The sequence below is a fragment of the Pseudomonas sp. NPDC089554 genome (assembly GCF_050280645.1).
Taxonomy (GTDB): domain Bacteria; phylum Pseudomonadota; class Gammaproteobacteria; order Pseudomonadales; family Pseudomonadaceae; genus Aquipseudomonas.
On record NZ_JBNNVR010000005.1, the window covers coordinates 1 to 12,687 of the forward strand.

Below are 12,687 nucleotides of genomic sequence, written 5' to 3' on the forward strand. Positions count from 1 at the left end.
CCCAATGGTCGATACCGTCGAATGCCAGGCCCATGCCCTCCACCGCCGACAGCACCGACACCGCCGGGGTGATCATGCTGTCGCCATAGAACAGCCGCGCCGCCTACCCGCTGGAGCACGTCGCCAAGCGCGCCGAGGCCAACCTGTGTGGCGAGCCGAACGCCGTCATCTTCCTGACCTGCGACCTGACCGGTGTTCTGCCTCCGGTGTCGATCCTGAACAACGAGCAGGCGGCCTACCACTTCCTGTCCGGCTACACCGCGCTGGTCGGTTCCACTGAAATGGGTTCGGGCGGCGGCATCAAGTCGACCTTCTCCACCTGCTTCGGCGCACCGTTCTTCCCGCGTCCGGCTGGCGAGTACGCAGAGCTGCTGATCAAGCGCATCAACGCTTTCGGCTCGAAGGTTTACCTGGTCAACACCGGCTGGACCGGCGGTGGCTACGGCGTTGGCAAGCGCTTCAGCATCCCGACCACCCGTGGCGTGATCGCGGCCATCCAGAGCGGCGCTCTGATCGGTGCTGAGACCGAGCACATGGACATCATCAACCTGGACGTGCCGAAGGCCGTGCCGGGCGTCGATACCGAGCTGCTCAACCCACGCAACACCTGGGCTGACAAGGCTGCCTACGACGAAGCTGCCAAAGGCCTGGCCAAGCTGTTCACCGAGAACTTCAAGAAGTTCGAGGTTTCCGACGCCATCAAGGCCGCTGGCCCGCAGCAGTAAGCGCGCGCCAGCTGGAACGAAAAAGCCGCCCTTCGGGGCGGCTTTTTCGTTTGCGGGATCATGGCCATTGCTGCCTGGCGTGCAGGATGCGCAGGATCTCGACTTCGTCCTCTCGCACTTGGTAGATCATCACGTAGTTGGGCGCTACCACTATCTCGTGTGTTCCAGCACACCTGCCGGGCTTGTAGAGGCGAGGGAAGCGCGCGGCATGTCGGGCTTTGTCCCGAAAGGCTTCATCGAGTGCCTCGGCGGCAGAAGGGTTGTCCTCCTCGATAAGCGTCATGATGCGTAGACGGTCTTTTCGAGCCATTGCCGACCAGACAAGGCGCATCAGCGTTTCTTGGCTTTCAACTGGGCGCGGCGTGCGGCGAAGAATTTCTCGACTTCTTCGTCATCCATGGCGGGTGACGGGTCGCGGCGGCTGGCTTGCACTTGTTCGATGAACCAGGCCTGGTAGGCCGAAGCCTCATGGGCCTGCTTAAGTGCTTGGGCACGGTCTGGCCGCTGGTAGGTAGCGGTTTGCTGCGGGTCCCAGATCGAGCTATCGACCTCGAAACGCTCGATACCGAGGTCATGCAGGTAACTGACCAGCGTTTCGAGCTTTTTGAACAGCCTGACATTGCCGCTACGCTGTGCGGTGAGCACGTGTTCCTGATTGTCGATATCGACTTGAATAGCCCAGCCTCCCGGCTGCCCAACGATATGGGTGGCATTGATTCGACCGGTCTCGGCCAAGCGGCTGAGGTTGGCATGGTCCAGATGTTGAGTTGGCACGGGCGTGTATCTCGGTTTCATGGAGGGCGTACCATCATATGCAATCTATTGTTGATTGCGACTATAGGCGTTCCGAAGCTCTTGTGGGAAGCTTCTCTTACACGCTTAGGAACCATCAGGAAGGCCCCATGACCGAATCCCCCCAACGCTCTGCCTTCTCCCATTTCCACCCCATCCTCACCCGCCCCCACGATAACGACCTCAATGGCCACGTGGCCGGCTCCACCGTGCATGGCTATTTCGAGACGGCGATCCAGGCGTTTCTCATCGAACAGGCCGAGCTGGACCTGCGCGACGGCGAGCTGGCCGGTTTCGTGGTCAGCTCCGCAGCGGACTTCTTCGCCTTGCCCGGCTTCCCCGATGTGCTCGAGGTAGGCCTGGGTGTGACGCGCCTGGCGGGCAGCACCGTGGAGTACCGCTTGGCGCTGTTCCGTCCTGGCGAGCCAGAGGCGTGCGCGGCGGGCGCGGTGGTACAGGTGTTCGTCGAGCGCGCCAGTGGTCGGCCCAGTGCGCTGCCGGAAACCTTGCAGCTGATCCTGGCGGGGTTGTCGCTCAATCGTTGAGGCGAATGATGCCTTCGCGCACCGCGAACAGCACCAGGCCTGGTACGTCGTGGATGTGCAGGCGGTGCATGATCTGCGAGCGGTGGGCCTCGACGGTCTTGACGCTCAGGCCCAGGCCGTCGGCGATCGAGCGAGTGCTCTCGCCACGGGCGATCAGCCGCAGGATTTCCAACTGACGGGTGGTCAGCGGTGAGCGAACGTCGCCGAGCTGGCGTTTGCGGCTGTGCTTGAGGGCCTGGGCGATGACCATCGGCAGCACCGTCGAAGACAGGTACTGGCCGCCGCAGCGCAGGGCTTGCAGGGCCTGTTCCAGCTCGGTCACGGTGGCGTCCTTGAGCAGGAAGCCCTGGGCGCCGAGTTGCAGGCAGCTCATCACATGTTCGAGTTCCGAGCGTGCGGAGAACATCAATACCCGTGTGGCCGGGGCACGGATGAACAGCTCCTGCAGCACCTGCTGGCAGTCCAGGGCGTCGCTTTTCATGTCCAGCACGATGATGTCTGGCTTGAGTGTCTCGGCCATGGCCACGGCGCTCATGCCATCGCTGGCGTCACCGACAACGGCGTAGTCTTTCTTCTGCTCCAGCAGCGCGCGCAGGCCGGCGCGGAACAGGGGCGAGTCGTCGGCAAGCAGGATTCGGCAGGGCATGGCAAGGCCTGTTTCGCTAGGAAAATTGGGGCGGCAGGCGTTGCAAGCGCACTGCCGCGCGGGCGCGCGACCAGTCCCTGTCTGCCGGGCAATGCGCCAGTGCTTTTCACCATAGGCGTTCGAACACCGACGGCAGGAGTGGCCGTAGCGGTAGTTCCAGCCCGTGAATGCTTTCGCTGTGCCCGATTATCAGCAGGCCGCCCGGGCGCAGGTGCTCCAGCACCCGGCACAGCACGTCGACCTTGTAGCGTTCGCTGAAGTTGGAAAGTACATTGCGGAGCAAAATCACATCGAAGCTGCCGAGATGGCTGGGCAGCGGGTGGATCAGGTTGATCGTCTCGAAGACTACCGCCTCACCCAGCGCGGGGCTGATGCGCAGACGACCGGCGCTGTCATCGATACCGTATAGGCAGTGTCGCTCCAGCCAGCCGTCGGGGAAATAGCGCGCCTGGGCTATGTCGTAGCTGCCTGTGGCGGCCTGCTGCAGCCTGTCGCTGTCATAGTCGCTGCCCAGCACCTGCCAACCGTGTGGCAGGTGCAGTTCGGCAGCCACCATGGCCAGGCTCCAGGCCTCCTCCCCGGTGGCGCAGGCAGCACTCCACAGGCGTGGCGCGTGGCCCAGCCCTGTTAGCCAGCGGGCGAGGAATTCGAAGTGGCGGTGCTCGCGGAAGAAATAGGTGTCGTGCGCGGTCAGCAGGGCAAGCAGGTGCTGCTGCTCGTGTAGCAGTGGCCCGTGTTCGAGCAGGTCGAGGTAGGCCTCGAAGGTTGCCAGGCCGTGGAATTGCAGGCGCTTGTTCAGGCGGGTGGCGACGATCGATCGGCGCTCGTCCGCCAGGTGCACGCCTGTCGCCTGCAAGACCTGCTGGCGAATACGTTGAAAGGTGATCTCGCTGAGCGAAGGGACGTGGGTACCGAGGGTCATCCTGGCGCCTTGCACAGCGAGGGGCGGCGTTTGGGATCGACGATGGTCAAGCGCATTCCCTGCGTCCTGTAAGTGTTTTTTTGGAAATGCGATGATAACTAGTGGCTACATGCCTCCATATCGGGGTCTCCCTTAAGCCTCAGGTTTTTGCGCAAAAACAAAGGCCCCGCCGGGTGAGGGCGAGGCCTAAGGTGCTGCGTGGGTATTGTCGGCGTGGATCAATGACGCCAGTGACGCTTGTGCTTGTGCTTGCGGTGGCCGTAGTGGTTGCCACGGTCCCAATGGCGACGGTCGTCGTAGCCACGTTTGTAACGGCGGTCGCGGCGCTCGTCGTCGTCGGCCTTGTTGCCCATGTAGTTGCCCAGTGCGCCACCTGCGCCACCACCGGCGGCTGCGCCGATGTAGCTGCCCGTGGTACCGCCGACCTGGCGACCGATCACGTTGCCGCCTGCCGCGCCCAGGGCGCCACCAATGGCTGCCTCACCGCGCTGGCGTTTGTCGGCGCCTACGGCACTGCCCGCCGCGCCACCCAGGCCTGCGCCAATGGCAGAGCCTGTGCTGCCGCCAATGGACTGGCCGACCACCGAGCCGAGTACCCCACCCAATGCGCCGCCAATGCCGGCCTCGGTGGTGCCGCCCGCCATGGCAACGCCGCTGAGCAGACTGAAAGACAACAACAGAATCGAGGAGTACTTCTTCATCAAGAGAGCCTCAGAGGGAAGACGAGGCGAATTTGAGGCTCGGCGAGTGGGCTGGCAACGGAAATCCGACGATTGGCACGAGTTGTACACAATTCTCTAACTTATTGTTTTTGCTCTGAAACTTTTCTCATTTTTGTGAGTCTTAGGTTACTTCAGGCACAAAAAACCGGCCCTTTGAGCGCAACATCCCCCAATACCTCCTCGTACTTCCACCTGCCTTCTGCCCGCCGCCATGGCAATCAATTGCACGGCGATGCCCCGCACATCCAGCTCAATCTCCTAGCGCTCCAGGCGCCGCCCGGCAGCAGCCCTTGAATCACTCTAGCTCGCGAGATTTGGGCATGGCCTGAACCTAATAGTTAACCTGAGCGTAATGAAACGCCTGTTCGCTTGATTGATGCGCCACGGCTGGCACCTCTAATGTGCGTCTACAGCGGAACCCGTGGAGTCTTCAATGACAATAACAAGACCCTCTCCCCTGCCGCAGAGGTCGCATCGGCGCCGCCGTCTCGACCCTCTGCGCAACCTGCACGATGTGCACATGACCCTTCCCAGCATTAGCCGCGCCGGGCGCCTCGACCTGTTCGAGCAGCGCATCGCACGCAGGCTCCAGTGCTCCTTCGACCCTTCACCGTCACCCGTGGCCACCTCATCGGTTGCGGCGTTGCGCCTGCATACGCTGAACGCCCTGCCGCGCCAGGAGGTGAGCCACAGCCGATAGCAATGCCGGTTAGCGAAGTACAAGAACAATAACTTCGACGCGTAAACGAGGATAAAAACAATGATCATCTACGGTGTAGCACTACTTGCCATCTGTCCCCTGGCCGGTGTCATCACGCTGGAGGACCTCCTGAAAGGGGTGGAAACGACCTGAGAGCGCATTAGCAGGCGCGCAGGATCGAAAACCACGCAGTACCCCTAGATGGCGGGTCGCCATTGGATGAAGTGAACCGAGTGTTTCAGGAGGACGAATGAGTCCGGAAATTGCAACGATCATCGGTCTGGTGATCATGTTCATCGTGGCCACGGCCTTGCCCATCAACATGGGCGCCGTCGGCTTTGCATTGGCATTCATCGTTGGCGGTCTCTGGGTCGGCATGGGTGGCAAGGAGGTCCTGGCAGGGTTTCCCGGCGATCTGTTCCTGACCTTGGTCGGCATCACCTATCTGTTCGCCATCGCCCAGAAGAACGGCACCATCGACCTGCTGGTGCACTGGGCGGTGAAGGCAGTAAAAGGCCACATCGTGGCCATTCCGTGGGTGATGTTCATCGTCACCGCCTTGCTGACTGCCTTCGGCGCACTGGGTCCGGCGGCGGTCGCGATCATCGGGCCTGTGGCGCTGCGTTTTGCCAAGCAGTACGAGATCAACCCGTTGATGATGGGCCTGCTGGTGATCCACGGCGCCCAGGCGGGCGGGTTCTCGCCGATCAGCGTGTATGGCGGCATCACCAACCAGGTGGTGCAGAAGGCCGGGCTGGACGTCACGGAAATGGCCGTGTTCCTCACGAGCCTTGGCTTCAATGTGCTGATGGCGGTCATCTGCTTCTTCGCCTTCGGCGGCATCGCACTGCTGCGCCTTGGACGTGCCGTGGTCGAGGAGCCGCTGATCGCTGGCGTGCAGGCATCGTCGCGCGAGTTTGCCATCGAGGGCCATGGCGCGCTGGTCAGTGCCGGGGGCGGCACCCTGTCCAATGATCCGCAGGCGTTGGATGACGTGCGCATCAACCGCGATCACCTGATCACGCTGATCGGCCTGCTGGGGCTGGGCATTGCCGCGTTGGTGTATGACCTCAACGTCGGCCTGGTGGCGATCACCGTCGCTGTCGCCATCGCGGTGGTCTCGCCCTCTGCGCAGAAGGGCGCGGTGGACGGCATCAGTTGGTCCACGGTACTGCTGATCAGCGGTGTGGTGACCTATGTGGCTGTGTTGCAGAAGGCCGGTGCGGTTGACTTCGTCGGCCACGGTGTCAGCTCCATCGGCATTCCGCTGCTGGGTGCACTGCTGGTCTGCTATGTCGGTGGTATCGTTTCCGCCTTCGCTTCTTCGGCAGCAGTACTGGGCGCCACGATTCCGCTGGCAGTACCGTTCCTGATGCAGGGCCACCTTGGCGCGGCGGGGGTGATCTGCGCGCTGGCGGTGTCTTCCACGGTGGTGGACGTCAGCCCGTTCTCCACCAATGGTGCACTGGTGGTGGCGTCGGCTGCGAAGGAAGAACGCGAAGCGTTGTTCCGTCGTTTCCTGGTCTACAGCGGGCTGGTCGTGGCCTTCGGCCCACTGCTGGCCTGGATGTTGTTCGTGGTTCCGGGCTGGATGTAAACCCATCGGAGGTGGCGACCGCAGGTCGTCACCTCCCGGTGCATCGGCTAGACCGATGCACCCTGTGGATCACCGTCCAGGGCCGGGTCAGAGAATCCGACCATCCCCACGCGCCGCTTCCAGCTTGATGGCGATGAACTTCGAGGTCGGGGTGTGGCTGCCCTGGCCGATGCTTTCCAGCGGCACCAGCGGGTTCACCTCTGGGTAATAGGCCGCTGCCTGACCGGCAGGAATGTCGAACGCCAGCAGGGTGAAGCCGCTCACCCGGCGTACGTGTTCATCACCCCACAGCGAGACGATGTCCACCTTCTGCCCTGGCTGGAAGCCCAGGCGGATGATGTCGGCTTCGTTGGCGAACAGCACTTCGCGCTGGCCACGCACGCCGCGGTAGCGGTCGTCCAGGCCATAGATGGTGGTGTTGTACTGATCGTGCGAACGCATCGACTGCATGATCAGGTCTGGCACCTGGCCACTGGCGCGTACGCGCTCGTCGAGCAGGGTGTCAGGCAGCAGGTTGGCCTTGAAGTTGGCGCGGCCGCTGGCGGTTTTCCACTGGCGGCTGCCGGCGCTGTTGCCCAGGTAGAAGCCACCCGGCAGTTCCAGACGCTGGTTGAAGTCGGTGAAGCCTGGAATGGTGTCGGCGATCAGCTCGCGGATGCGGCTGTAGTCGGCCACCACCCAGTTCCAGTCCACCGGGTGCGCGCCCAGGGTCGCGGCGGCAATGCCGGCGACCACCGCAGGCTCGGAGCGCATCTGCTTGGACAGCGGCTGCAACTGGCCGTTGGAGGCGTGCACCATGCTGAACGAGTCCTCCACCGTGACCGCCTGCGGACCGTCGGCTTGCAGGTCGATGTCGGTGCGGCCCAGGCACGGCAGGATCAACGCCTGCTGGCCATGGATCAGGTGGCTGCGGTTGAGCTTGGTGCTGATGTGCACGGTCAGCGCGCAGTTGCGCAAGGCCTGGGCAGTGCGCTCGGTATCCGGGGTTGCCTGGGCGAAGTTGCCACCCAGGCCGATGAACACCTTGGCTCGGCCTTCGAGCATGGCGTGGATCGCCTCGACAGTGTTGTGGCCGTTGTGTCGCGGCATCTGGAAGCCGAAGCGTTTTTCGATGGCATCGAGCAGGAACACCGGTGGGCGCTCGTTGATGCCCATGGTGCGATCGCCCTGCACGTTGCTGTGGCCGCGCACCGGGCACAGGCCCGCGCCTGGCAGGCCGATGTTGCCGCGCAGCAGCATCAGGTTGACCATTTCCTGGATGGTCGGCACTGAGTGGCGGTGCTGGGTGATGCCCATGGCCCAGCACATGATCACGCGCTTGCCACGTACGTACATGCGTGCAGCCAGTTCGATGTCGGCCAGCGTCAGGCCGGACTGCTCGACAAGGCTTTCCCACGGCGTGGCGTCGACCACTGCCAGGTACTCGTCCACGCCATGGCCGTGTTCGGCGATGAACACATGGTCGAAGATCGCCGGTTCGCCCTTGGCCTGGGCTTCGCGTTCCCACTGCAGCAGGAACTTGGCCATGCCGCGCATCAGCGCCATGTCGCCGCCCAGGGCTGGGCGGAAGAACGCGGTGTTGGTCGGGCGGTCGCTGTTGGTGAGCATTTCCAGCGGGTTCTGCGGGTGCTGGAAACGCTCCAGGCCACGCTCCTTGAGCGGGTTCACGCATACCACCTGGGCGCCGCGCTTCACCGCATCGCGCAGTGGGTCAAGCATACGCGGGTGGTTGGTACCGGGGTTCTGGCCCCAGACGAAGATGGTGTCGGAGTGCTCGAAATCATCGTAGGTGACCGTGCCCTTGCCGACGCCGACGCTCTGCCCCAGGGCCACGCCGCTGGCTTCGTGGCACATGTTCGAGCAGTCGGGGAAGTTGTTGGTGCCGAAGGCGCGCACGAACAGCTGGTAGAGGTATGCCGCTTCGTTGCTGGCCCGGCCCGAGGTGTAGAACTCGGCCTGGTCGGGCGACTCCAGCGCCTTGAGGTGGCTGGCGATCAGGGCGAAGGCGCTGTCCCAGTCGATCGGCTTGTAGCGGTCGCTTTGCGGGTCGTAGACCATCGGCTCGGTCAGGCGGCCCTGGTATTCGAGCCAGTAGTCGCTCTGCTCGAGCAGCGCGCTGACGCTGTAGCGGGCGAAGAACGCCGCGTCTACCCGGCGCTTGGTGGCTTCCCAGTTGACTGCCTTGGCGCCGTTCTCGCAGAACTTGACCATGCCGCTTTCAGGCGAGTCGCCCCAGGCGCAACCGGGGCAGTCGAAGCCGCCGTTCTGGTTGGTCTTGAGCATGGCGCGGATGTTCTTCAGCGCGTTGTCGCTGCCTACCCAGGCCTTGGCCACGCTGCGCAGCGCGCCCCAGCCGCCGGCCGGGCCGGGGTAGGGCTTGTAGCGGGGGGTGGATGCAGGGGCATTGTTTGGAAGTTTATTATAAGAGGTCACGGCTGCTGCTACTCCGACGCGGGGCTGAACACCCGTGGCGCACTGTGTTTGGGCAGATGGATGAGGTTGAGGTTGTGCTTGCGTGCCCATTGCAGGGCAAGGCCGGTGGGCGCGGACAGGCTCACCAGGGTCTGGATGCCAGCGCGCAACACCTTCTGGATCAGCTCCAGGCTGCAACGGCTGGTGACGATGGCCAGGCCACCTTGGGTGTCGATGTCGCGGCGCAGCAGGGCGCCGATCAGCTTGTCCAGGGCGTTGTGCCGGCCTATGTCTTCGCGGCCCAGCAGCAGCTCGCCGTTGCGGTCCATGAACAGCGCGGCATGCACTGCGCCGCAGTGCTGGCCCAGGGGCTGGAAGGCGTCGATGCGCTGGCGCAGGTCGTGCAGCCAGGCGGCGGGCGGCAGAGGGGCGCCGGGCAGTACCTCGAGCTCGGGCAGTGCCTGCTCCAGTGCTTCCACGCCGCACAGGCCGCAGCCGCTGGTACCGGCCAGCTGGCGGCGTTGGTTCTTCAGGTTCCAGAAGGCGCGGCTGGAGATTTCCAGGTCGGCATACAACGCCGCGCCGCTGCCGGAGAGCTTCACGTCGTAGATTTCTTCGGTGCCGGTGACGATACCGCTGCCCACGCTGAAGCCGACCGCGAAGTCTTCGAGGTCGGTGGGGCTGACCAGCATCACCGCCTGGTTCAGGCCGTTGTAGACGATGGCCAGGGCCACTTCTTCGGCCAGGGGCGTGCGGTCGCTCGCCTGGTCGGTGAGCTGGACGTAGTCGTAGGTATTGCTGGCGTCAGGCAGGGAGATTGGATTAGACGCCGCGCAGACCGGTGGCTTGCTGTTCATCGGGGCGGATTACCGGCGGTTTTTTCACTTGCACAAGCCTAGGCCTGTGGGGGGCTGGCGTCTAATCGCTAGGTTCTATGCGCTGATAGACCGCGTCGATTGGTCGCACCGGGGCGGGGGTGTTCAACCTGGCCTAGACTCGAATGTCCCGAACACCGCTAAACGAGGAGCACGTCATGAGCCTGTTCAGTTTCGTGAAGGAAGCCGGTGAAAAGTTGATCGACCTGCTGACGCCCGGCAACGCCAATGCCGAGGAGCAGTTGAAGAAGCACGTTGAAAGCGTCGGCCTGGGCAACCCGGCCATCACTGCCACCGTGGAGGGTGACACGATCATCCTCAAGGGCGAGGTGGCCAGCCAGGAAGAGAAGGAAAAGGTCATCCTGGCGGCTGGCAACATTGCGGGCGTGGCCTCGGTCGACGACCAGATCACCGTCACCGGCCCGGTGGCCCAGGCAGCGCGCTTCGTCACGGTGAAGAAGGGCGACACCCTCAGTGCCATCGCCAAGGCCGAGTATGGCGATGCCAACAAGTACAACAAGATCTTCGAGGCCAACAAGCCGATGCTCAAGCACCCGGACAAGATCTACCCCGGGCAGGTGCTGCGCATTCCTGACTGACGGTTTGCTGGCAGGCCTCTACAGACCTGCCAGCAACGCCCGGTAGTCCTCGACGGCCGCGAACTCCTGGGTGTCACGCTCCGGTGCCTGGCTGTCGGGCTGGCGCACCGCCAACAGGTGCCCCACCCCGAAGCGCTGGGCGCTGCGCAGAATCGCCAGGGTGTCGTCGATGAACAGGCTGCGTTGCGGCACGAAGCCGATGTCGGCGTGCAGTGCATCCCAGAACTGCTGGCTCTCCTTCGGGAAACCGTAGTCGTGGGAGCTGATCAGCCGTTCGAAGTACGGCGCCAGCTCCACCCGTTCGAGCTTGAGCGACAGCGAGTCGCGGTGGGCGTTGGTGATCATTACCACGCGCTTGCCGGCTTGGCGCAGCGCGGCCAGGAAAGTATCGGCATCGGGCTTGAGTGCGATCAACTCGGCGATCTCGCGCTTGAGTTCGCGAATCGGCAGTTTCAGCTCGCGGCTCCAGAAGTCCAGGCAGTACCAGTTCAGCGTGCCGGCATGGCGCTCGAACAGCGGCCGCAGCTCGAGCTCGGCCATGGCCCGGCTCACGCCATGCAGCTCGGCATAGCGCTGGGGCAGGTGGTCCAGCCAGAAGCGGTTGTCGTAGTGCAGGTCGAGCAGGGTGCCGTCCATGTCGAGCAGGACGGTATCGATGGTGGACCAGGGTAGAACGGGCATTGGAAATTCTCGATAGGCCGTGCGCCACGGTATAGTACTCCGTTCACGCCAAGGAGCCGCCCCCATGCGCCAGAAACCCACCGTACTCAGCCGCGAGATCGTCGCCAGTAGCCGCCTGTTCCGCGTCGAGTCCGTGCAGTTGCGCTTCTCCAACGGCAACGAGCGCACCTACGAGCGCCTGGTGGGGCGTGGCAATGGCTATGGTGCGGTGATGATCGTGGCAATGCTTGACGCCGAGCATGCGGTGCTGGTGGAGGAATACTGCGGCGGCACCGACGAGTACGAGCTGTCCTTGCCCAAGGGCCTGATCGAGCCCGGCGAGGACGTGCTGGCTGCCGCCGACCGCGAGCTCAAGGAAGAGGCCGGTTTCGGCGCGCGGCAACTGGAGCACCTGACCGAGCTGTCGCTGTCGCCGGGCTACATGAGCCAGAAGATCCAGGTGGTGCTGGCCACCGACCTGTATGAAGAGCGCCTCGAGGGCGACGAGCCCGAGCCGATGCGCGTGGACAAGGTCAACCTGCGCGAGCTGTCGGCCCTGGCCATGCACCCGCAGTTCAGCGAAGGCCGGGCGCTGGCGGCGCTGTACCTGGCGCGTGACCTGCTGATCCAGCGTGGAGTACTCAGCGTATGAACGACCTGCAACTGATGCATGAAGTGGTGAAGCTGGCGCGCCTGGCAGGCGAGGCGATCCTGCCGTTCTGGCGTGCCGACGTGGCGGTGACCAACAAGGCTGACGATTCGCCGGTGACCGCCGCCGACCTGGCCGCCCACCGGGTCATCGACGATGGCCTGCGTGCTCTGGCGCCGCATATTCCGGTGCTGTCCGAGGAGGACTGCGACATCCCTCTGGCCGAGCGCCAAGCCTGGACGCGCTGGTGGCTGGTCGACCCGCTGGATGGCACCAAGGAGTTCATCGCCGGCAGCGAGGAGTTCACCGTCAACATTGCCTTGGTCGAGCACGGTGAGGTGGTGTTCGGCGTGGTGGCGATGCCGACCAACGGCCGCTGCTACTTCGGTGGCCGCACGCTGGGCGCCTGGCGCACCGAAGTGGATGGGCAGGGCGAAGGCATCAAGGTGCGCAACACGCCACCTGCCGATGGTCGCTTCACCGTGGTCGCCAGCCGACGTCACTCCAGCCCGCAGCAGGAAGCATTGCTGGCCGGGCTGGCGGCCTCGGTGGGCGAGCTGGAGCTGGCGAATATCGGCAGCTCGCTGAAGTTCTGCCTGCTGGCCGAAGGCTCGGCCGATTGCTACCCGCGCCTGGCGCCGACTTCGCAGTGGGACACCGCTGCCGCCCAGGGTGTGCTTGAGGGCGCGGGCGGCGAGGTGATCGAGGTGGACGGCCAGCCGTTCCGCTACCCGCCGAGGGAGTCGTTGCTCAACCCGTTCTTCCTTGCCTTGCCGACTGCGGCGGTGTGGCGACAGGCATTCCTGGAGCAGCACGTCAAGCCTTGAAGCCTGCTCGGCCATT

At 63.9% G+C, this 12,687-nt stretch carries 14 protein-coding genes and 3 pseudogenes; 8 read left to right on the plus strand and 9 right to left on the minus strand.

What is annotated here, in order from left to right:
* Positions 1 to 100, minus strand: a pseudogene (locus tag ACQKPE_RS02795) (KUP/HAK/KT family potassium transporter); the annotation flags it as partial.
* Between ACQKPE_RS02795 and ACQKPE_RS02800 the strand changes: the two are divergent.
* Positions 90 to 725: pseudogene (locus ACQKPE_RS02800) on the plus strand (phosphoenolpyruvate carboxykinase (ATP)); the annotation flags it as partial. The pseudogenes ACQKPE_RS02795 and ACQKPE_RS02800 overlap by 11 nt on opposite strands.
* Positions 726 to 783: 58 nt before the next feature.
* Here ACQKPE_RS02800 and ACQKPE_RS02805 read toward each other — a convergent pair.
* Both ACQKPE_RS02805 and ACQKPE_RS02810 read right to left on the minus strand, forming a co-directional pair.
* Complete coding sequence (locus ACQKPE_RS02805; RefSeq protein ID WP_427663246.1) at positions 784 to 1,056, minus strand: type II toxin-antitoxin system RelE/ParE family toxin; 273 nt, start codon at positions 1,054 to 1,056, stop codon at positions 784 to 786.
* Positions 1,056 to 1,499: a hypothetical protein gene (locus tag ACQKPE_RS02810; protein ID WP_427663247.1), complete on the minus strand. Its 444-nt coding sequence runs from the start codon at positions 1,497 to 1,499 to the stop codon at positions 1,056 to 1,058. Before ACQKPE_RS02810 ends, ACQKPE_RS02805 begins: the two co-directional genes overlap by 1 nt.
* Before the next feature lie 128 nt (positions 1,500 to 1,627).
* Here ACQKPE_RS02810 and ACQKPE_RS02815 point away from each other — a divergent pair, with 128 nt between their 5' ends.
* The gene (locus tag ACQKPE_RS02815; protein ID WP_427663248.1) at positions 1,628 to 2,062 is read left to right on the plus strand and encodes an acyl-CoA thioesterase; all 435 of its coding nucleotides are present in this window, start codon (positions 1,628 to 1,630) and stop codon (positions 2,060 to 2,062) included.
* Here ACQKPE_RS02815 and ACQKPE_RS02820 read toward each other — a convergent pair.
* From ACQKPE_RS02820 to ACQKPE_RS02830, 3 genes are all read right to left on the minus strand, one after another.
* The gene (locus tag ACQKPE_RS02820) at positions 2,052 to 2,708 is read right to left on the minus strand and encodes a response regulator (protein WP_427663249.1); all 657 of its coding nucleotides are present in this window, start codon (positions 2,706 to 2,708) and stop codon (positions 2,052 to 2,054) included. The genes ACQKPE_RS02815 and ACQKPE_RS02820 overlap by 11 nt on opposite strands.
* A gap of 106 nt (positions 2,709 to 2,814) precedes the next feature.
* A complete protein-coding gene (locus ACQKPE_RS02825; protein ID WP_427663250.1) occupies positions 2,815 to 3,630 on the minus strand; it encodes a CheR family methyltransferase in 816 nt (271 codons plus the stop codon).
* Positions 3,631 to 3,848: 218 nt separating this feature from the next.
* The gene (locus tag ACQKPE_RS02830; RefSeq protein ID WP_427663251.1) at positions 3,849 to 4,331 is read right to left on the minus strand and encodes a glycine zipper domain-containing protein; all 483 of its coding nucleotides are present in this window, start codon (positions 4,329 to 4,331) and stop codon (positions 3,849 to 3,851) included.
* Positions 4,332 to 4,872: 541 nt separating this feature from the next.
* Here ACQKPE_RS02830 and ACQKPE_RS02835 point away from each other — a divergent pair.
* From ACQKPE_RS02835 to ACQKPE_RS02845, 3 genes and pseudogenes are all read left to right on the plus strand, one after another.
* Entirely contained in the window at positions 4,873 to 5,052 is a 180-nt protein-coding gene (locus ACQKPE_RS02835; RefSeq protein ID WP_427663252.1) for a hypothetical protein, read from the plus strand.
* Between the two features lie 60 nt (positions 5,053 to 5,112).
* A pseudogene (locus ACQKPE_RS02840) lies at positions 5,113 to 5,184 on the plus strand (malonate transporter subunit MadL); the annotation flags it as partial.
* A gap of 118 nt (positions 5,185 to 5,302) precedes the next feature.
* Entirely contained in the window at positions 5,303 to 6,649 is a 1,347-nt protein-coding gene (locus ACQKPE_RS02845) for an SLC13 family permease (protein WP_427663253.1), read from the plus strand.
* Positions 6,650 to 6,736: 87 nt separating this feature from the next.
* Here the strand turns inward: ACQKPE_RS02845 and ACQKPE_RS02850 are convergent, their stop codons facing one another.
* Complete coding sequence (locus ACQKPE_RS02850) at positions 6,737 to 9,082, minus strand: FdhF/YdeP family oxidoreductase (RefSeq protein ID WP_427663254.1); 2,346 nt, start codon at positions 9,080 to 9,082, stop codon at positions 6,737 to 6,739.
* An 8-nt stretch (positions 9,083 to 9,090) separates the two neighbouring features.
* Positions 9,091 to 9,918, minus strand: a complete 828-nt coding sequence (gene fdhD, locus ACQKPE_RS02855; RefSeq protein WP_427663255.1) for a formate dehydrogenase accessory sulfurtransferase FdhD — start codon at positions 9,916 to 9,918, stop codon at positions 9,091 to 9,093.
* Positions 9,919 to 10,094: 176 nt separating this feature from the next.
* On the opposite strand from fdhD, the gene lysM reads away from it, so the two are divergent.
* The gene (gene lysM / locus ACQKPE_RS02860) at positions 10,095 to 10,535 is read left to right on the plus strand and encodes a peptidoglycan-binding protein LysM (RefSeq protein ID WP_427663256.1); all 441 of its coding nucleotides are present in this window, start codon (positions 10,095 to 10,097) and stop codon (positions 10,533 to 10,535) included.
* Positions 10,536 to 10,553: 18 nt separating this feature from the next.
* Here the strand turns inward: lysM and yrfG are convergent, their stop codons facing one another.
* Positions 10,554 to 11,216, minus strand: coding sequence for a GMP/IMP nucleotidase (yrfG, locus tag ACQKPE_RS02865; protein WP_427663257.1), 663 nt, complete (start codon positions 11,214 to 11,216; stop codon positions 10,554 to 10,556).
* Between the two features lie 64 nt (positions 11,217 to 11,280).
* On the opposite strand from yrfG, the gene nudE reads away from it, so the two are divergent.
* Both nudE and cysQ read left to right on the plus strand, forming a co-directional pair.
* On the plus strand, positions 11,281 to 11,847 hold the full coding sequence (gene nudE, locus ACQKPE_RS02870; protein ID WP_427663258.1) for an ADP compounds hydrolase NudE: 567 nt from the start codon (positions 11,281 to 11,283) through the stop codon (positions 11,845 to 11,847).
* The gene (cysQ, locus tag ACQKPE_RS02875) at positions 11,844 to 12,671 is read left to right on the plus strand and encodes a 3'(2'),5'-bisphosphate nucleotidase CysQ (protein ID WP_427663259.1); all 828 of its coding nucleotides are present in this window, start codon (positions 11,844 to 11,846) and stop codon (positions 12,669 to 12,671) included. Before nudE ends, cysQ begins: the two co-directional genes overlap by 4 nt.
* Positions 12,672 to 12,687 lie beyond the last annotated feature (16 nt).